Raw genomic sequence first — 19,190 nt, 5'->3', positions numbered from 1 at the left:
TAGGTGTCGTCCAGGATTTCTCCGGGAGCTATATTCGCGGGAACGAGTTAATCAGGGACTCCATTTCCCACTCGGGAAGGGGCGGTTGGCGCAAATCACGCCACCGCCACCTTGCCCGAAACCGCAAGCCGTCCCGTTCAGATCACAAAGTAAGTCAACTGAACCGCCGCACGCGTCACCACCATCAGCAACACCTGCACGATCACGAACAGCAGAATCGGCGAGAGGTCGAGGCCGCCGAGTTGCGGCACCACGCGGCGCAGCGGATTCAGGAACGGCGCGGTCAGCTGGTACAGGATCGGCATGGCCGGCGAGCGCGGATTGAGCCACGATAGCAGCGCCATCAGGATCGTCATCCAGATGATCAGATTGAGCGCCCACTTGATAACCGTCAGCACCGCGACGATCAGCAGGGTCGGCACCAGCGTGAGCGGATCGGCGCCGGTGAGCACCACCATCAGCACCACATAAACGATTGCGGCAATCAGCGCTGCGGCGAGGCTCGCCCAGTCGATGTTGCGAGTGCTGTGCAGAACGTGCCGCAAGGGCAGCACGATCCAGTTGGTGACCTGCAGCACGGCGTTCGTGACCGGGTTGTACGGCGGCATGCGCACGACCTGCAGCCATGCGCGCAGCAGCAACGCGGCGCCGAACAGCGTGAAGACTGTATTGAGCAGAAAACGGGCGATATCGCCAAACATCTCGTGTCCTTATCCTTCGAATGGCGGCTGCCGATCAGCCGCGGGGTGCCGGCGCGGACCGATCGGTGCGCCGGCGTGTTTATCCGGATTGCCTGCGCCGTTCCCATGCGAGGGCGCGTATGCGTCCAGGTGGGGACGCAGTAGATCTATTTCCAGACGTCGAGTGAGACTAATCGGCACACTGTATGCTGACAAGCCACACGCGGCCATGGGATATCACACAGAAATCTTGATTTCGCTGATCAGAATCGTGCCGTTGCCGCCGTCGGTGTAGTTCGGAATGTCGGCAAGCAACTGCTCCGAGGCCTGCTTGAAGACCCTGTAGAAGTCGTCCGCGCTCTCGAACAGGAAGTGGCCTGCGGCGACGTACGGTGGCGGCGTTCCCGGCGGGCCGGCATTGATGCCGACGTCGACTGACCAACCTTTCAGCGAAGGTCCGAACAACCTGGCCGCGAGCGGCATGTGCGTGACGCAGTAATAGTCCACGTCGAAGTGGCCGTTTTCCCGATACGGATAGAGGATGCTGACCTTGATCATTGTGCGTTCTCGTCTGTTGGTCCCGAAGCGCAGCGCAGGCGGATTGCGCGCGGCGCCGGACGTCACATTATCACGGCTTACTTGACGCTTGCACCTGCTGCGGCCTGATTCAGCGAGCGGTTGAGCGATTCTTCCACGCTCTGGGCAATCGCCTCGATCGCCGCGGGCGGTTTGGCGCGCCGTTCGGCCAGTCCGACCGCGCGCCGCGTCAGCAAACCGTACAGCGCGGCATGGTCGCCGCCAAGGCCTTCGAGCAACGCCAACTGCTTTTCCACAACGCCCGTGTCGCCGCGCGAGACGGGGCCGGCAAGCGCGTTGGGCAGGCCCTTGTCGCGCGCGGTTTCGATGGTGCCGGAGAGCATCGGCAGCAGCGCGCGCAGCGCGTCGTCTTCGGCAAAACCCAGCGTGCGCCATAGTGCGACGCATTCGGCGAGGCTGCACAGCGCGAAGCTGGCGGCGTAATGCGCGGCAGCGTGGTACAGCATGCGCCCGCCCGCCGGAATCGACAGCGGATGGCAGCGCAGGGCGAGGGCCAGTGCCGTCAGCGCGTCCTTGAGCGCGCCGTCGGCCTCGATCGTCACCGAGCAACCGGCGATCCGGTCGAGGTCGGCGAGATCGCCGCTAAAGAGGTAGAGTGGGTGAAAGCCACCGATCGAAGCACCCTGGTCGCGGGCTGCGGCCAGCAAGTCCACTGGCGAGGCGCCGCTGCAATGCACGAGCGCTTTGCAGCGTGGCGAGCCTGCTGTGTCGGCCGTGAACCGCAGTGTGTGCGCTGTCGTACCGATGCTGTCATCGGGAACCGCTAAAAAGACGATATCGGCGACATCGACGGCCTGTTGCGGGTCGTCGAATGCCGAGCAGGATTCGATTTGACTGGCGAGCCGGCTGGCGGAGGCTGTCGTGCGGCTCGCCACCGCCGTGACGGGATAGCCGGCGCGTGAAAAGCTCAGCGCGAGACAGCGCGCGAGCCGGCCCGCGCCGATGAAGCCGAGGCGCGGCAGAGAGGGCTGGGACATGGTCACCTGCTCCAGACGGGATGCTTGAACGGGAAAGCAGAAGTATCGCGCATCCGTCAGGCAGTAGGGTGTCTCGCTGCGGGCATTCCTCTGATCAGTGCGCGGGCGATATGACGCGTCCGGTCGGTCATGCAGCGGAGCGCGCCCCGCAGGTCTGAAAACTGCTCACAATTTCTTTCATGAGCTGGTTTGGTAGTTGCTGTTCTGGGTTTTTCGTCTCGCAGTCAGATTCGGGAGGTAACGATGAATATTTTTTCTTACCGAAAGCACTTGCGGTTCTTGACGCACTCGCAGCGCCGTCGCTGGTGGGACCAGAAGAAGCGCTTGACGCCACGTGTGTGCATCAGCGGTGCGTATGTCCCGCCGAACGTCTCCCGAGAATTCGCCTATGTGAAGGTAGGCTGAAGCCACTGTCTGCTCGTAGGTAAGAAATGCCCGACGCAATCGCGCCGGGCATTTTTCATTTGGGCCGTCAGGATTGAAGCTAATTTGTAATTAAAGATTACCGGCAAATGCATGCCTGATGCGCCTGACGCAGCAAGACCGTGGATTTTCGTCCGCCCGACCGCTGGCAAACCCTTAGTTGTCAGTCTGTTACATCCGGCGCCCGGACGGCGCCGCGCCGATGCAAATTCCCGCCCATTGCCACCGATTGCAATTTGCAACAAATGCGCACATCTATGTACGGGCTTTTTCGATACATTGAATTCATAGCATGCAGGGCATGCGAAGTCGGCGACCTTAGTGGGCCGCGCCAGGAGAACAAAAGTGAAAAAGATCGTTCCGTTTGTCGTTGCCGCCGCGCTCGGCGTGGGGTTCGCTACTGCTGCAGAGGCGCACGTTTCCGTCGGTATCGGTATTGGTATTCCGGTCGCCCCGGCATATCCGGTTTATGCTGCTCCGCCGCCGGTCTACTACGCACCGCCGCCGCCTCCGCCGGTCGTGTATGCGCCTGGCTATTACGCGCCGCCGGCAGTCGTGGTGGGCGGGTATTACGGCGGCTATGGCCGTCCTTATTATCATCATGGCTACTATCGCGGTTACTACGGCCACGGCTACTATCGCCGCTAATCGCAGCAAGAGCACGGAATGTATTGACGGCGTAACGCCGGCTTGATCGCCGGGTTACGCCGTTCGTGTTTTTACCGCGGCATACCAAAGCACCGGCGAAGCTGGGAGAATGGCTCTTTCGCCACCGCTTCTGGAGAGTTTTGCCGATGCAAGTGCTTCCCGCCCCCACCTTCGATGACGTACTCGACGCCGCTGCGCGTCTGGATGGCGTCGCCCACCGTACCCCCGTTCTAACGTCGAGCACGTTCAATGAACGCACGGGTGCGTCGGTATTCTTCAAGTGCGAAAATTTTCAGCGCATGGGCGCGTTCAAGTTTCGCGGCGCCTACAACGCGATTTCGCATTTCGACGCGGAGCAACGCAAAGCGGGCGTGTTGACCTACTCGTCGGGTAACCACGCGCAAGCGATCGCGCTATCGGCGCGCCTTGCCGGAATTCACGCCACGATCATCATGCCGCACGACGCGCCCGCCGCCAAAGTCGCGGCGACCAAGGGGTATGGCGGCGAAGTGATCAGCTACGACCGCTACACCGAGAATCGCGAAGAGATCGGCCGGCGGCTCGCCGAAGAGCGTGGCATGACGCTGATTCCGCCGTACGACCATCCGCACGTGATCGCGGGGCAGGGCACGGCGGTGAAGGAGCTGATCGAAGAAACCGGTCCGCTCGACATGTTGTTCGTATGCCTTGGCGGCGGCGGACTTATCGGCGGCAGTGCGTTGTCGGCGGCGGCGTTGAGCCCGGGGTGCACCGTGATCGGCGTCGAGCCCGAAGCCGGCAACGACGGCCAGCAATCATTGGCTCGCGGCGAAATCGTCCATATCGACGCACCGCGCACGATTGCTGACGGCGCTGCTTCCACGCATCTCGGCGACTACACGTTCGCGATTATTCAGAAGCTGGTCTCGCGGATCGAAACGGTCAGCGACGCACAGTTGATCGAAACCCTGCGGTTCTTCGCACAGCGCATGAAGATCGTGGTCGAGCCTACTGGCTGCCTCGCGGCGGCGGCTGTGTTCAATGGCATCGTGCCGGTGAAGGGCAAGCGCGTGGGTGTGGTGGTGAGCGGCGGCAACGTCGATCTGGCGAAGCTGGCGCAATATCTGGCCTGATGGCTTTTTGACGCGCGAAGCAATGCAACGCAATGCTCGCTGCGTTCGTGGACATTGACGGAAAACGGCTCGCCTTGGCGAGCCGTTTTTTCTAGCTCACCGCCTGTGCGGTCTGCACGATCAGATCGCGATATCCGTTCACGATCACGCTATACGAGAAGTACGCAAACAGCAGCGCCGACAACACGTGGCACGCACGCAGCAAACCGGTGCCGGCGCGTTTGCGTCCGTGGCTGCCGAGTCCGCAGATGAAGATCGTCCAGCACAAGCCGCCCAGAAAGAAGCCGCCGAGAAATACAGGGGCAGTCGTCGCACTGGTGGCGCCGGCTTTCGCGATTAGCGCACCGCCCACAGCGGCGAACCATAGAATTGCCGATGGCGACGACATCGCCAGCAACATGCCGCGCAAGAAACCGCGCCGCGCGGAAAGATGCGGCGCATTGGCGTCCGCTTCTCCGGCAACGGCAGGCGCCGAAGCCGGGAACAGTGCTTCACGCGCCATCTTCCATGTGAGAAACAGCAGGATCGCCGCGCCGCCGATCCACACGACCCAGCGTACCGATTCGAACTGCAGCAGCGCGGCCATTCCCGCGAGCGCGAGCGCCGCGTAAACCAGATCGCCGAAACAGGAACCGAGGCCCAGCCAGAAGCCTGGTTTGAAGCCGTGCGACAGCGTCAGCGAAATCATCGCGACGTTGACCAGACCAATATCCAGACACAACGACAACGACAGGAAAAAACCATCCGACATCATTGAAAAGGCATGCATCCGCGCAACTGCTCCATCAGTTTTGTTATTCAGACTTGTTCGAGCTGGAGCGATCCGGCGTGTGACGGGAGCGCTTCGATGCCGACAGAATCAGGAAATTCAATGGCGTGATTCGAGGCCGCTCTGTTACAGCCCCAACTCGCTCCACAAAGTGTCGATGCGCTGTTTGACCGCGCTGTCCATCTCGATTGGGCGGCCCCATTCGCGATCGGTTTCGCCTGGCCATTTGTTGGTTGCGTCGAGTCCCATCTTCGATCCGAGACCCGCTACCGGTGAGGCGAAATCGAGGTAATCGATCGGAGTGCGATCGACCAGCACGGTGTCGCGCGCCGGATCGATACGCGTGGTGATGGCCCAGATCACTTCTTTCCAGTCGCGGATATTCACGTCCTCGTCGACCACCACGATGAACTTCGTATACATGAATTGCCGCAGGAAGCTCCACACGCCGAACATCACGCGTTTGGCGTGGCCGGGGTAGCTTTTCTTCATCTGCACGATCGCCATCCGGTAGCTGCATCCTTCGGGCGGCAGATAGAAGTCGGTGATCTCGGTGAACTGCTTCTGTAACAGCGGCACGAACACTTCGTTGAGCGCGACGCCGAGCACGGCGGGCTCATCGGGCGGTTTGCCGGTGTAGGTGGAGTGATAGATCGCGTCGCGCCGCATCGTGATGCGCTCCACCGTGAAGACGGGGAACCACTCCTGTTCGTTGTAGTAGCCGGTGTGGTCGCCGTAGGGGCCTTCAAGCGCGTGCTCATAAGCCGCGGATGCGCCCTTCGCCGGACGCGGCGGCGCGCCTGCGGGGGCGGGCGAGGGCGTGCCCTCCTGCGGATAGATGAAGCCTTCCAGCACGATCTCCGCGCGCGCGGGCACCTGCAAGCCGTCGACCCCCGGCGTGATGCACTTCGCGAGTTCGGTGCGGCCGCCACGCAGCAGCCCGGCGAACTGGTATTCGGAGAGTGTGTCAGGCACCGGCGTGACCGCCCCGAGGATGGTCGCCGGATCGGCGCCCAGCACAACCGCCACGGGATACGGTTTGCCCGGATTTTGCAGCGCGAACTCGCGGAAATCGAGTGCGCCGCCGCGATGCGCGAGCCACCGCATGATCAGTTTGTTACGGCCGATCAGTTGCTGGCGATATATGCCTAAATTTTGTCGGCTCTTATTTGGGCCTTTTGTGACGGTCAGGCCCCATGTGATCAGCGGCCCTGCGTCGCCCGGCCAGCAGGTCTGAATCGGCAGCTTTGCGAGGTCGACATCATTGCCTTCCCAGACGATTTCCTGGCAGGGCGGCGCGCTCACCGTTTTCGGCGCCATGTCCCACACCGCCTTGGCGAGTGAGAACAGCTTGCCCGCGTCCTTGAGTCCCTTCGGCGGCTCTGGTTCCTTCAATGCGGACAGCAGGCGGCCGACGTCGCGCAGCGACTCCAGCGCTGCGCCATCGCCTTCGCCCGCTTGCGCATCGATTCCCATGCCGAGTGCGACCCGGCGCGGCGTGCCGAACAGGTTGCCAAGCACCGGGAACGCATGCTGCTGTTGGCTCTCAAACAATATCGCCGGACCGCCGGCGCGCAGTACGCGGTCGCACAGTTCGGTCATTTCCAGGACGGGCGAGACGTTTTGCGAGATGCGGCGCAGTTCGCCGATCGTTTCGAGACGGCCGACGAAATCGCGCAGGTCTTTGTATTTCATCTGGTGCGGTAGAGAGCCGCGCTAGCGGCAAAAAGGTAGGGCGCGGCGGAATTTCACGGCGCCAGAACGATTGTCGATTTTACCTGTGTTGGCATGCGCACGTAGATTGGCCAAATCGCCTGCTTCGGACGGTGTAATTGAGATAGCTCAAGAGGCGCGCGCCGCGCGGTTTTGAACGGACTGAACACTGTTCATTATTACAATTAGTTATACATTTGCCTATCTATAGTGTTGACGATCTATAAAACCCTGCATAGAATCCGTCCACATTGGTTGCAGGGCGTGAACCTTTTTACCACTGCCCCCGGTCCCTTTTGACGCAACGCGTCACCGTTTACCGACCCCCTGCACGGTATCTGACGGCCTTACTGAAGTCCTCGCCAGCGCCAACTGACGCTGGTTTTTCGCGTGGGAGCCTCCGCCTGCATGTTTTTTTGGCATGCCGCGGACATCTTTTGAAGATGGCTCCCCACAAACGGTATGTACCGTTTTCCCGACGTCGCTGCTGCCCTAACCAGACAGAGCGCGCGATGTCTTGATTCTGCGAACGTGTGTTACCGCCTGTTCAAGTGGCGGGGTTCGTGGATCATGCAACATGGGAGATCTGAATGAACGCCTGGTTATCGTGGCGTCCCGATGAACGTATCGCGCAAGTTGTGCGTGGTGCGTTGCGACGCGGGACGCGAATGAGTCATCACCTGTTCAGCATCGTCGGCGGTATCGCTGTCGTGCTGGCACTCGCACTGTGGCTGATGCCCACCTGGCGCGGCACCCTTGCCGCCCGGTTGATGCCGGTCATTTCTGCCGCTGTGCAGGCCGGTCCCGCCCGTCTGCTGCAGGGCCACCCGCTGCCGGCTTTCGGGCCGCCTGGGGCGTCTTCTGACGACTCGCTGTCCGCCAATTCGACTGGCAGCGACGCCGCTAGCGGCGCAAACAGTGGCGCCACCGTCAGCAACACCAGCTACGACGGCGCCTTTGACGGCAGCGGAACGTCCGGTATGGGCGTGGCGGCCTTGAACGGCCTCGACCCGCGCACCATGCAGAGCGTCTCGGCGCTGGCCCGGCTGATCCCGGCGCAACGCGTCTCGGCCGACGCACGCGACGATCGCGTGCTGGTCTCGACCCGCGAGCAGGATCTGGTTGCGTCCTACCTGGCGCGGCGCTATCGCGTCGCTCAGGAGCCCGTTAGCGAACTCGTGAAGGCTGCGTTCGACACCGGCCGCGAAGTCGGTCTCGACCCGCTTCTCCTGTTGTCCGTGATGGCCATCGAATCGGGCTTCAACCCCTACGCCGAGAGCGGTGTGGGCGCGCAGGGCCTGATGCAGGTGATGTCCAAGGTTCACTCGGACAAATTCCAGTATTTTGGCGGGCAGAGTGCCGCGCTCGAACCGGTTGCGAACATCAAGGTGGGCGCGCTGGTGCTGAAGGATTGCATCGCACGTGGCGGTTCGCTGCCGGGCGGCCTGCGTCTCTACGTCGGCTCGACCTCGCAGGACGACGGCGGCTACGGCGCCAAGGTGATGGCCGAGCGTGGTCGTCTGCGCGATGTGGCGCGCGGCCGCAAGGTGCCGATCAATGCACCGCAGGCTCCGGTTATCACGGCGTCGAACACGGCGCCGGCGACGGCTGCTTCGGCTTCGGCCAACGGCAAGCGCGTGCAGATGACGCTCGATGCCGGTCATCCGCTGAGCGCGGCAACGCCGGTGAAAACGCCGGTGTCCGAGCAGGATGACGCCAGCTCCAATGCACCCAAGCACGTGGCATCGGCTTCGGAGTTGGGCGCGTAAGTCTGGTGTAACCCTTGGTTCACCGGGCACGAATGCTTGCAGGTACAAAAAAGGACACCCACGAGTGTCCTTTTTTCTTTTGCGGCTGCTCACATCACAAGCGGCAGCCCGTATGCCGGCAAGCTCAGTGCCGGCCGAAGAGCTTCGCTAGCCGCTCGACTGCTTCTTCCAGTTTCGGCAAGGCGGTTGCATACGATAGCCGGATGTAGTCCTTCGGTGCGTGCGTGCCGAAGTCCATGCCTGGCACCAACACCACGCCCGCGTCGTGCAGCATCGCCTTCGTTAGCGCCGCGCTGTCACCAGCAGCCTGATGCGCGACCGTGCGGCAGTCGGCATACACATAGAACGCGCCGTCAGGCATTACCGGCACCGAGAAGCCCAGCGATTCGAGCGCGGGTGCAATGAAGTCGCGGCGGCGCTTGAATTCGAGGCGGCGCGCTTCGTAGATCGCGATCGTTTCCGGTTCGAAGCAGGCCAGCGCCGCATGTTGCGCGAGCGCCGATGCGCAGATGAACAGGTTCTGCGCAAGTTTTTCGAACGCGCCGACCATGTGCGGAGGCACCACCAGCCAACCCAAACGCCAGCCGGTCATGTTGAAATACTTCGAGAAGCTGTTGACGGTGATGACGTCGTCACCGAACGAGAGCGCCGAGACAGGCTTGGCGTCGTAGCTCAGGCCCTGGTAGATTTCGTCGACGATCGTAAAGCCGCCACGCGCACGCACCGTTTTGACGATGCGTTCAAGCTCGGCGGGTTCGATCGACGTGCCGGTCGGGTTCGACGGCGACGCCAGCAACACGCCGCGGGTGCGTTCGTTCCAGAGGCGCTCGACGTCGGCGGCGGTCAGCTGGAAGCGCTCGGCCGGCCCGCTCGGCACCATGACCGGCTTGCCTTCGGCTGCTATCACGAAGTGACGGTTGCAGGGGTAGCACGGGTCGGGCATCAGCACTTCATCGTCGCGATCGACCAGCGCCGCGCAGGCGAGCAGCAGCGCGGCGGATGCGCCGGCGGTGACGACGATTCGCGCCGGATCGACGCTGACGCCGTAGGCCGCGGCGTAATGCGCCGAGATCGCCTCGCGCAGCGCGTGCAAACCGAGTGCACTGGTGTACTGCGTGACACCGCGGCGCAGAGCGCTCGCGGCCGCTTCGATGACCGGCTCGGGCGCGGTGAAATCGGGTTCGCCGATACCCATGTGAATGATGTCGCGCCCGTCGCGCTCGAGCAGCACGGCTTCCTTGGCCAGTTCCATCACATAGAACGGCTGGATGGCGTCGACGCGGGCTGCAAGCCGCACCAAGGGTTCGGTCACGGAGTTCATACGATCAAATCCAGTTCAGAAGCAAAAGCGGGACGGCGCACGGCACATGGTTCATGTGCGCTGCGGCGTCCTTGCAAGCGCCCGGCGGTATGGGGCTGCGGCATGGAGCAGGCGCGTGACGAGGCCACGCGCCTCATTCTCAATGCTTGCGGGCTGCCTGTGTTTCCGCGGCGCGCAGTTGCGCCGACAGTTTGTCCAGCACGCCATTCACATACTTGTAGCCGTCTGCTCCACCAAATGTCTTGGCGAGCTCGACCGCTTCGTTGATGACCACGCGATAGGGAATGTCGACGTGATTCTTCAACTCGAATGCTGCGACCAGCAGCACAGCGCGTTCAACCGGCGAAAGCTGGTCGATCGGCCGGTCGAGACACGGTGCGATATCCGCGGAAAGCGCTTCCGAATCGCGGATCACGCCGTGCAGGATGGCGTCCAGATGTTCATGGTCGGCCTTGTCGAAGCCTTGCGCGCCGCGCAGCTGCGCGTCGATTTCACCACCGGGCGAACCCGACAGCAGCCACTGATAAAGCCCCTGCGTGGCCAGTTCGCGGGAGCGTCGGCGTGCGCTCTTCATGCCTCTTCCTCTTCTTCGTCTTCTTCTTCGTCGTCACCGCCGAGTTGTTCGAGCGCGACGGCGAGATTAGCCATTTCGACGGCTACGCGTGCTGCGTCACGACCCTTCTCGGTCATGCGCGCGACGGCTTGCTCGTCGTTTTCCGTTGTCAGCACGGCGTTCGCGACCGGAATGCCGAAGTCGAGGCCGATACGCGTGATGCCAGCGCCGCTCTCGTTCGACACCAGTTCGAAGTGGTACGTCTCGCCGCGAATCACCGCGCCGAGCGCGATCAGTGCGTCGAATTGCGCGCTTTCGGCGAGCTTTTGCAACGCCAGCGGGATTTCCAGCGCGCCCGGCACGGTGACCAGCAGCACGTCTTCGCCAGTCACGCCGAGGCGTTCGAGTTCTTCGATGCACGAATCCGCGAGACCGTTGCAGACGGGTTCGTTAAAACGAGCCTGAACGATGCCGATACGCAGTCCGTCGCCGTCGAGATTCGGTTGGTATTGTCCGATTTCCATGTGAATTCCGTAGTGTTTTGAGTTGGCGCCTAAGCGCGTGAATGGTCGGATCAGCCTTGTTGCGGCGGCTGTGCGGTGCTGCCCGGCATGGGTACGAAGCCGGTGACTTCGAGGCCGTAGCCTGACATGCTGCCCAGCTTGCGCGGGTTCGACAGCACCTGCATCTTCCCGACACCGAGCTCGCGAAGAATCTGCGCGCCGATGCCGTACGTCTTGAAGTCGACCGGCCGGCGTTTGAGTGCCTCGGCCTTCTCTTTCGAGTCGAACGCCTTGAACACGTCGACCAGATGCTCCTTCGAATCGCCGCAGTTCAGCAGCACGATCACACCGAGGTCGCGCTGGGCGATTTCTTTCATGGCCGCGTCCAGCGTCCACGAGTGAGTCGACTTGCCGACTTCGAGCAGATCCAGCATCGACAGCGGTTCGTGCACGCGCACCAGCGTCTCCTGCTCCGGGTTGGGCGTACCGCGCACCAGCGCGATGTGCGGCTGGCCGCTCGGCTGGTCGAGATACATCACCGCGCGAAACGCGCCGTGCGCGGTTTGCATGGTGCGCTCGCAAATCCGCTCGACGATCGATTCGGTCTGGCTGCGGTAGTGGATCAGATCCGCAATGGTGCCGATTTTCAGGCCGTGCTCGCTGGCGAACTCCAGCAGGTCCGGCAGGCGCGCCATCGTGCCGTCGTCCTTGATGACTTCGCAGATCACCGCGGCCGGCGTGAGGCCTGCCAGCGCGGTGAAATCGCAGCCGGCCTCGGTGTGGCCGGCGCGCACCAGCACGCCGCCGGGCTGCGCCATGATCGGGAACACGTGTCCCGGCTGCACGATGTGCTCGGCCTTGGCGTCCGCCGCGACTGCCGTGGCGATGGTGCGGGCGCGGTCGGCCGCCGAAATACCCGTGGTCACGCCTTCCGCCGCTTCGATGCTGACGGTGAACGCCGTGCCGTACTGCGTGCCGTTGCGGTAAGTCATGAGCGGCAGGTTCAGCAGCTTGCAGCGTTCCTGCGTGAGCGTCAGGCAGATCAGGCCGCGGCCGTAGCGGGCCATGAAGTTGATCGCTTCCGGCGTGACGAATTCGGCGGCGATCACAAGGTCGCCCTCGTTTTCGCGGTCTTCTTCGTCGACGAGGATCACCATCCGGCCTGCTTTCAGTTCGGCAATGATCTCTTGAGTGGAGGCGAGCGTCATGTTGGCGGAGTTTTTCGGAGAAAGCGCGTATTTTACGCCACGCGCGCCCTCAAGTCGCCTGGGCCGGACGGTATAGGCCGTTTGGCCGACTGGTGTGGCGCCGCCCGGGGCCGGTATGCTCGATGAAACGATGAACTTGACGCCGGCTAGCCGGCCAGCGCGGACAGTAACTGGTTCTTGACGATCGCGGTCGCCAGCGGCTGGCGGCCAAACTCGTACCAGCCAATGTGCCGGCGCCATGTGGTGCCGGGAATCGGTTTTGCGTACAGCAGCGGGTCGTCGTCCCACGCCGCGTGCCGCAGGCGCGGCACGATCGATATCCCTACGTTTTGCCGCACCAGATCGGCAATCGCGGCAATCGAGTTCATTTCCAGCACCAGATTGACCTCTACGCGCAAGCGGCGCAGCAAGCTGGTGACATGCGCACCGGTGAGCGATGCCGCTTCGAAGCCGATGAACGGAAAGCGCTTGAGCAGCGAGGCCACCGGCGCGTCAGCCGGTGCAATCGCCGGATTGGCCAGCAGCACGAGGGGTTCGTCGTACAGACGCTCCCACAATTCGGGCAGCGTGGTCGCCCTCGGCTCGCTGATGATCACCGCCGCGTCGATCTCGCCGGCGCGCACCTGGCGTTCCAGGTCCGGGGTGCTGCCATGCGTGAGGCGCACGTTCAGGCCAGGGTAAGAGACCTTCAGGCGGATCACGTTGGCGGCGAGAAAGCCCATCGAAGAAACGGTCGAACCTATGGTGATCGAACCTTCGAAGCTGCGCTGGTCGGCCACGCCGCGCAGCAGCGAGTCGTAGGCGGCGACTACCGCGCGCGCCTGCTCGATGATCGAGCGGCCGGCGTCGTTCAACTGGATGCTGCGTCCGCTGCGGTTGAACAACTGCCGCTGGCATACGCGCTCCAGCGTACGCATCTGCGCGCCGACGGCCGCGTGCGTGAGCGCCATGCGATCGGCCGCGGCCGCCATGGTTCCGTGTTTCTCGATCGCGAGAAACGTCCGGAGCATACGAATTTCACTCATGCAAAAACCTCCTGAAGGGCTGCCGGGAAGGGGGCAAACGACGCGCCTTCCCGATGTCGCCGCGCGTTGTATAGCCACATAATACGAAAAAAAATCTTTCCTTTGCGACAAGAAAATAACGCTTTTTATTTTATTTCTCACGCCCGAGAATCGTTTCATCAAGTCGAACCGACGCCAGCGGCGCTCACGCGTAGCAAACCGGGCGCAGTGCCCGCAATTGGCCCCCATCGCTACCTTTGACGCGTTTGACTGACTCGGTGCTTTCCAGGGTGAGGAGTCCCATACGATGTCGCAAATCCAGCAATTTCCTTTTGTCAGTGTGTCCGGCAAGCCGTATGAGCGCGGCGTGCAATACGGCCGCGCAGTGGCCGCGCGCGTGCATCTGAGCGCTTCCCGATACGGGCAGACGCTGCGCAAAATCGGTTACAGCGAAGCGTCGCAGCTGGCGCTGATCCGCTCGCTCGAACAGGCTATCGGTGAGTTTCAGCCGGCGTATCTTGAAGAAATGCGGGGTATTGCCGCCGGCGCCGAGGTCTCTTACGAGGACGTCGTGATGATCAACGCCCGCACCGAGGTGCTGGCGAAGGCGCGGGTGGAGAAGACGATGCCGGCCGACGCCGAGGACGAAGACGGCTGCACCGGCGTGCTGGTGTTGCCGTCGCGTTCGGCGACCGGGCAGTTGATTCACGCGCAGAACTGGGACTGGAAAGCCGATTGCGTCGATACCGGTATCGTTTTGCGTGTGCGCAACGACGACGGTCCCGACTTTCTGACCTTCGTCGAGGCAGGGGGCCTCGCGCGCAGTGGGCTGAATGCCGCCGGCGTGTCGATCACGGCGAACTATCTCGAATCCGACCGCGACTATACCCAGCTCGGTGTGCCGCTTTCGCTGCTGCGCCGGCGTGTGCTCGAAGAACCCGTGTTCTCCAACGCGCTGCGCGTGATCGCCACGACGCCGAAATCGTGCTCGAACAACATCATGCTCGGCATGGCCGAGGGCTTCGGCATCGATTTCGAGTGCGCGCCCGACGAGGCTTTCCCGATCTATCCGGGCGACGATCAACTGATCGTGCACGCGAATCACTGGATGAGCCCGGTCGCCCGCACCAAGCTGCGCGACACGGGTTGCGAGAACTCGCCGGACAGCTATTACCGCGACTGGCGCGTGCGCCAGCTGCTGAACGCAGCACCCAAGGTGGACCGTAACGCGGTCAAGGCCGCGTTGTTCGATGCGTTCGGCACGCCTTACTCGGTATGCCGTCCGCCGCGCATGGGTACGCGCCACACGATGACAGCGACGGTTGCGATGATCGTCATGCATCCGGGCAGCGGTGAGATGGATGTCGCGCCACTGCCTGCACTCAATCGGATCTTCACCCGTTACAGCCTCGCCCACGAGCCGCTGCACGAAGCAGCGTGAACGGCCGTTGCCCGCGCGCGCCCCGCACCCGGCTGGGCGCCCACGATATGTTTGAGTCAGTGTTGGAGGAATGACAGATGTTCGATATTGCCCAGAAACCGTCCAGTCCCGGTCATGAGAAAGCAAAGGCGCTGTACGACCTGGACTCGACCACCGTATATGCCAGCCGGCACGATCCGCGCTTTCCCTATGCGTTGTATGTGCCGCGCGAAATACTGGAGTCCGACAACGATGTCGAGCTGGTCGTCGTGATGCATGGTACGGGGCGGCAATTCACGCAATACCGCGACGCGTTCGCTCCATTTGGCCGCTGGAACCGCTGCATCGTGCTGTGTCCGCTCTTTCCGGTGGGCGTGCTTGGCGATGACAACCGCAACGGCTTCAAGCGTCTGATCGAAGGCGATATCCGTTACGACAAGGTGCTGCTCGACATGGTGAGCGAAGTCGGCGAGCGCTACGGCAAGCGTTTCGACAAGTTCGCGCTGTTCGGCTATTCAGGGGGCGGACAGTACGTCAACCGCTTTGCCTATGTTCACCCCGAGCGTCTGTGGGCCGCGTCGATCGGCGCGCCGGGCAACGTTACCGTGCTCGATCAAACGAAGGACTGGTGGCTGGGTGTCGGCGGCTTCGAGCGGCACTTCGGCAAACCGTTCGACGCTGCAGCGTTAAAGCGCGTTCCGGTGCAGATGGTGGTGGGCCGCGCGGATCTCGAAACCTGGGAAATCACGGTGTCCGAGGACAGCCCGATGTACCTGCCGGGCATCAACGACGCGGGCGCCACGCGCCGGGATCGGCTCAGGACGCTCAAGGCATCGTTCGAGGCGGCCGGCATCCCGGTGCGCTTTGACGAACTGGACAATATCGCCCACAACGGCATGCAGGTCGTCGAGGTGGTTCAGGATTTCTTTGCGCGGATACTGCGCGAGATGCGCGTCGGGGAATAAAAATATGCAAACCGACAGCGAGGAGACAAAAATCCGGAAAGTCATCGTTTCGACCGTGCTTGGTGGCACGTTCGAATGGTTCGACTTCATGGTGTACGGCTATTTTTCGGGCATGATCGCGCGGGCGTTTTTTGGCGGCGCCGGTCGCGATGAGTCATTGCTGCTGACGTTCGCGACGTTTGCGGTCGGATTTCTGGTGAGACCGATCGGTGGCGTCGTAATGGGTATGTACGCGGACCGTGCCGGCCGCGTCAAGGCGCTGTCGTGGATCATGGTGGCGATGTCGGTGGGATCGTTGCTGCTGGGGCTTACGCCGGGCTCCGCGACACTGGGGCTCGCCGCGCCGATCCTGGTGGTGATCGGCCGGCTCGTGCAGGGCTTCGCGGTCGGTGCGCAATTTGCACTGTCGTCGGTGACGATTTACGAAGTCGCGCCCCCGGGCAAGAAGATGTTTTACGGCAGTTTCAACATGCTGTCGTTGGGCATCGCGGCGATGTTGTCCTCGGGGTGCAGCTATTTGCTCTCGAAGCATCTGTCGCACGCCGAGATGGCGCAATGGGGATGGCGCGTGCCGTTCCTGATCGGCGCACTGGTCGGGCCGCTGGGTTTTTACATCCGGCACCACGTCGCGGAGTCGGACGAGTTTCACCGGATGCAGCAACGCCCGGCCGCTCGGGCACCCTTGGGCCAGCGCATGCGCGAGTTCATCCGCGAGAATGGAGACGCGCTCGTCTGCGCCATGGGCGTGATGATTGCCGGTACTTCGCTCAACTACGTATGGAATGCGTATTTGCCGAATTATGCGCAGTACCAGTTGCATCTGTCGTTGAGTTCTTCGCTGCAAGCGGTGTTCGTCACGAGCATCATGGCGTGCCTGCTCTCGCCGGTGTTCGGCAAACTGGCAGACCGTATCGGCGCTTACCGGCTGTTCTGCTTCTTTATTGCCGGCTGGTTGACGTGTGTCTTTCCGCTGTTCTGGTATCTGCTGGATTCGCCGACAGAAACAAGGCTAATGGTGGTGCAGCTGATTGGCATGCTGTTCGTGACGCTGCAAGGGGCGGCGCATCCGGGGATGCTGGTTCAGATCTTCACGGTGCAGGGCCGTTCGACCGGTGTGGCGATCTCGTATAACACCGCGGTGATGCTGTTCGGCGGCCTGTCGCCTTTGTACATTTCGGTGGTGGCGCGGTTCACGGACGCCCATTTCATCCCGCCGAGCTATCTGTTCGGCACCAGCTTGCTGGCGATCACGCTCGTGCTGATTTCGCGCACGGGGCGCAGGGTGTTGAAAGAGGACCGCCTGGCGCGGCGAGGCGGTGCTGCGTTGGCCGCCAACTGTGCCGGGTCGAGTGAAGCGGAAGCGAGGCGGACCTGAACGGGCGCGCGGCCTGATTGAACGGTAGGCGAGATGCGGCGGGGCGGAACTGCCGCATTCCAGGATCGTGGCGGTGTGGTCGTCGTGCGTGCGTATTGACGTGGCACACATGGGACTCACCGTCACCCAATCGTGGATTCACCGGCTTTTAGCGAAGCCACGACAAGACCGTGGATTCGCCGGAAGTCACATTACTTCAAAGATTGCTGGCTGTCCTGCGACGTGCTGAGCATCCGCTCCACGTATCGCGCGATTATGTTGAGTCTGGCTGGAAACGCTTGCTCAGTATGGCAATGTTGCTCAACGACGGTCAGAATACCGTCAGAAATACCGTCATGTATCGGTGGTTATGAGCGGGCCTTGAGAGACGGTTGGAAGCAGGCGCACGTTTTGCGAGTTATAACTGCCCAAGGTATTTCGTCGTTGATTCAGTGTTAGGGCGGGTGCAGCAATGCGGCGTTCCGACTTTATCGCGCATCCCGCCCGTTCGGTAGCCGCTGGCGCCGTGGTGCGAACATTCACCAAACTGGCTTGGCGCGCCGAGCGTTCGCAGTCGTCGCTTCTTAGTTTACGTTAGAGCACCTTCAGATACTTGCGTCCACAGTACCGTCCTCGCGTCGCACAAACGGCTTAGCTTCAAACTCGACCGATGTGTCTGCTAGCATGCGGCGATATGTACCAATTGCGAGCCCAATTGTATTGGTTTGGGAACCGCTTAGACTTTTGAGAGTGCGCCAGCACCAGCGAAGTCCGGATAATTGTTTCACCACATCAGACTCGACCACTACGTCGTGTGTGTTGTTCGGATCAAGTAACAGCATGCGGAATGCGCCGAGATATATGTAGCCCTTTGCAGCGTGCCTCCAAATGTTGTGAAGTTTGATCAGTTCAACTGAAGCGACTTCGGGCGGAGGAGGGGCCACTTCGACCGCCTCGGAAAGCGCGGTCAGTAGCTCGGGGGAGAATGCGATACTTTGAAGTGTGCGTTCCAGCATGTCCGCAGCTTCATCCGTCGGACTGTGGGAAAAGACTCGGGTAACGAGTTCTACCACCGCGATGCAGTATGCCAAGGCCTCAATGCACCAATCAAGATGCATCCGCACCTCACCGTCGCGTCGTTTTTTTTGTTCCTCAGGTTCCGCAGCGTTCCAATGATTGACAGAGGAAAATACGCTTGAGGCGTACAGGCCGTTGGCGGAAAGACTGTAAAGCATATTCGCGTGATGGTTCACGTCAATGGACGCCGACGACCGTTTGTTATCTTCGACGGCAGGCGCTTTGAATTTCGCTGCGATGAGCGGTATGAACCGTTTCAGACTTTTGATAATGTCAGGAATGCGTAGCCCGTCCTGACCACCAGGATGTATGGTTTCCATGAACGATTGCAAGTCCACCATATCGGCCTGAATCTGTGCACTTATCTGGACGGTTCTGCGCTCGATGCCAAAAATCGGTCTATCCGCATCGGGAAGTGAGGCAAGTCCGATTTCAAATCGTCGATGATCCTCGGTTACGTCGATCCACTCATCTCCATCGCACGCTTTCTGTAGGTTGACTGGAAGCGTCCAGCGTGGCGGAATATTCGCGATTGGAAAGTTGGCTCGCTCATATATTTGCGAGACAAGTTGCGAACAATACGAATGTGAGTGCAGCTTGCGCTTCCACAGAGTCAGGATCACCTTATAGTTATATCGCTGCTGGAAATGCCACTCGGCGGCCCGTTGCAACGCTTCGTGCGCGGTTCCCTTTTGCTCGCCCGGTGAGAGGCGTCGTCTCACAACCTTAAGCAGTGCGCGCGACGACAACTGATAATCTTCCGCGGGTACGAAATCAACACCACCACGGGGCATGGAATGCAGATAGAGGCCCGGCGCCACGACAATCAACACATGCGATGGAATTGACTTCCATCCGCCATGTCTGCCTAACAAGACCGAAGGGCAAAACATGCTTTGCGCGAGGCGCATCGGGATCGATGATCCGTTGCGAATGAAAATGATGTCACCTGGCTGCTGCAAGTGCCGGAGCTCGTATAGCAGCTTGAAGCGCTTATCGCGCTCCTTGAACTTTTTATTGTTTCTCACGAGTTATCGCAACTCGAGCGACGGCGAGCGTCGGTCGGAGGTTAAGTTTCGGTCCCGAATGATAACAAT

At 61.5% G+C, this 19,190-nt stretch carries 17 protein-coding genes; 6 read left to right on the top strand and 11 right to left on the bottom strand.

Going from position 1 to position 19,190, the window contains the following annotated elements:
• Positions 1-137: 137 nt before the first annotated feature.
• The 3 genes from BCY88_RS06875 to BCY88_RS06865 form a co-directional block, all read right to left on the bottom strand.
• Positions 138-701 (bottom strand): YggT family protein, encoded by a 564-nt coding sequence (locus BCY88_RS06875; protein WP_028197817.1) that lies wholly within the window; start codon positions 699-701, stop codon positions 138-140.
• A gap of 216 nt (positions 702-917) precedes the next feature.
• Positions 918-1,238 (bottom strand): EthD family reductase, encoded by a 321-nt coding sequence (locus tag BCY88_RS06870; RefSeq protein WP_120343534.1) that lies wholly within the window; start codon positions 1,236-1,238, stop codon positions 918-920.
• A gap of 77 nt (positions 1,239-1,315) precedes the next feature.
• Positions 1,316-2,254: a Rossmann-like and DUF2520 domain-containing protein gene (locus tag BCY88_RS06865; RefSeq protein WP_120343533.1), complete on the bottom strand. Its 939-nt coding sequence runs from the start codon at positions 2,252-2,254 to the stop codon at positions 1,316-1,318.
• A gap of 768 nt (positions 2,255-3,022) precedes the next feature.
• On the opposite strand from BCY88_RS06865, the gene BCY88_RS06855 reads away from it, so the two are divergent.
• Positions 3,023-3,325: a hypothetical protein gene (locus BCY88_RS06855; RefSeq protein WP_120343531.1), complete on the top strand. Its 303-nt coding sequence runs from the start codon at positions 3,023-3,025 to the stop codon at positions 3,323-3,325.
• Between the two features lie 146 nt (positions 3,326-3,471).
• The gene (locus BCY88_RS06850) at positions 3,472-4,437 is read left to right on the top strand and encodes a threo-3-hydroxy-L-aspartate ammonia-lyase (RefSeq protein WP_120343530.1); all 966 of its coding nucleotides are present in this window, start codon (positions 3,472-3,474) and stop codon (positions 4,435-4,437) included.
• Between the two features lie 91 nt (positions 4,438-4,528).
• Here BCY88_RS06850 and BCY88_RS06845 read toward each other — a convergent pair whose 3' ends face one another.
• Positions 4,529-5,206: a LysE family translocator gene (locus tag BCY88_RS06845; RefSeq protein WP_120343529.1), complete on the bottom strand. Its 678-nt coding sequence runs from the start codon at positions 5,204-5,206 to the stop codon at positions 4,529-4,531.
• 126 nt (positions 5,207-5,332) lie between these two features.
• Positions 5,333-6,901 carry a UbiD family decarboxylase gene (locus BCY88_RS06840; protein WP_120343528.1) on the bottom strand — a complete coding sequence of 523 codons (1,569 nt, stop codon included), beginning with the start codon at positions 6,899-6,901 and terminating at the stop codon, positions 5,333-5,335.
• Positions 6,902-7,509: 608 nt separating this feature from the next.
• On the opposite strand from BCY88_RS06840, the gene BCY88_RS06835 reads away from it, so the two are divergent.
• Positions 7,510-8,688 carry a lytic transglycosylase domain-containing protein gene (locus BCY88_RS06835; RefSeq protein WP_120343527.1) on the top strand — a complete coding sequence of 393 codons (1,179 nt, stop codon included), beginning with the start codon at positions 7,510-7,512 and terminating at the stop codon, positions 8,686-8,688.
• Between the two features lie 124 nt (positions 8,689-8,812).
• On the opposite strand, the gene BCY88_RS06830 is transcribed toward BCY88_RS06835, so the two are convergent.
• The 5 genes from BCY88_RS06830 to BCY88_RS06810 all read right to left on the bottom strand — a co-directional run bounded on the left by BCY88_RS06830 (position 8,813) and on the right by BCY88_RS06810 (position 13,298).
• Entirely contained in the window at positions 8,813-10,009 is a 1,197-nt protein-coding gene (locus tag BCY88_RS06830) for a pyridoxal phosphate-dependent aminotransferase (protein WP_120343526.1), read from the bottom strand.
• A gap of 139 nt (positions 10,010-10,148) precedes the next feature.
• Positions 10,149-10,583, bottom strand: coding sequence for a transcription antitermination factor NusB (gene nusB, locus BCY88_RS06825; protein ID WP_054037337.1), 435 nt, complete (start codon positions 10,581-10,583; stop codon positions 10,149-10,151).
• On the bottom strand, positions 10,580-11,086 hold the full coding sequence (gene ribH, locus BCY88_RS06820; RefSeq protein WP_006050161.1) for a 6,7-dimethyl-8-ribityllumazine synthase: 507 nt from the start codon (positions 11,084-11,086) through the stop codon (positions 10,580-10,582). Before ribH ends, nusB begins: the two co-directional genes overlap by 4 nt.
• Before the next feature lie 50 nt (positions 11,087-11,136).
• Positions 11,137-12,273, bottom strand: coding sequence for a bifunctional 3,4-dihydroxy-2-butanone-4-phosphate synthase/GTP cyclohydrolase II (gene ribBA, locus BCY88_RS06815; protein WP_120343525.1), 1,137 nt, complete (start codon positions 12,271-12,273; stop codon positions 11,137-11,139).
• Positions 12,274-12,419: 146 nt separating this feature from the next.
• Positions 12,420-13,298, bottom strand: a complete 879-nt coding sequence (locus tag BCY88_RS06810; RefSeq protein WP_259461269.1) for a LysR family transcriptional regulator — start codon at positions 13,296-13,298, stop codon at positions 12,420-12,422.
• Between the two features lie 286 nt (positions 13,299-13,584).
• Here BCY88_RS06810 and BCY88_RS06805 point away from each other — a divergent pair, with 286 nt between their 5' ends.
• From BCY88_RS06805 to BCY88_RS06795, 3 genes are all read left to right on the top strand, one after another.
• Positions 13,585-14,718, top strand: coding sequence for a C45 family autoproteolytic acyltransferase/hydrolase (locus tag BCY88_RS06805; RefSeq protein WP_120343523.1), 1,134 nt, complete (start codon positions 13,585-13,587; stop codon positions 14,716-14,718).
• A gap of 77 nt (positions 14,719-14,795) precedes the next feature.
• On the top strand, positions 14,796-15,662 hold the full coding sequence (locus BCY88_RS06800; RefSeq protein WP_404935680.1) for an alpha/beta hydrolase: 867 nt from the start codon (positions 14,796-14,798) through the stop codon (positions 15,660-15,662).
• Positions 15,663-15,666: 4 nt separating this feature from the next.
• On the top strand, positions 15,667-17,037 hold the full coding sequence (locus BCY88_RS06795) for an MFS transporter (protein WP_120343522.1): 1,371 nt from the start codon (positions 15,667-15,669) through the stop codon (positions 17,035-17,037).
• Between the two features lie 584 nt (positions 17,038-17,621).
• Here the strand turns inward: BCY88_RS06795 and BCY88_RS06790 are convergent.
• Positions 17,622-19,121 (bottom strand): hypothetical protein, encoded by a 1,500-nt coding sequence (locus tag BCY88_RS06790; RefSeq protein WP_120343521.1) that lies wholly within the window; start codon positions 19,119-19,121, stop codon positions 17,622-17,624.
• Positions 19,122-19,190: the final 69 nt, after the last annotated feature.

Source organism: Paraburkholderia fungorum (assembly GCF_003610895.1).
Lineage (GTDB): Bacteria > Pseudomonadota > Gammaproteobacteria > Burkholderiales > Burkholderiaceae > Paraburkholderia > Paraburkholderia fungorum_B.
Note: the sequence above shows the minus strand (reverse complement) of the source record. Positions and strands in the feature narration are given on the sequence as shown.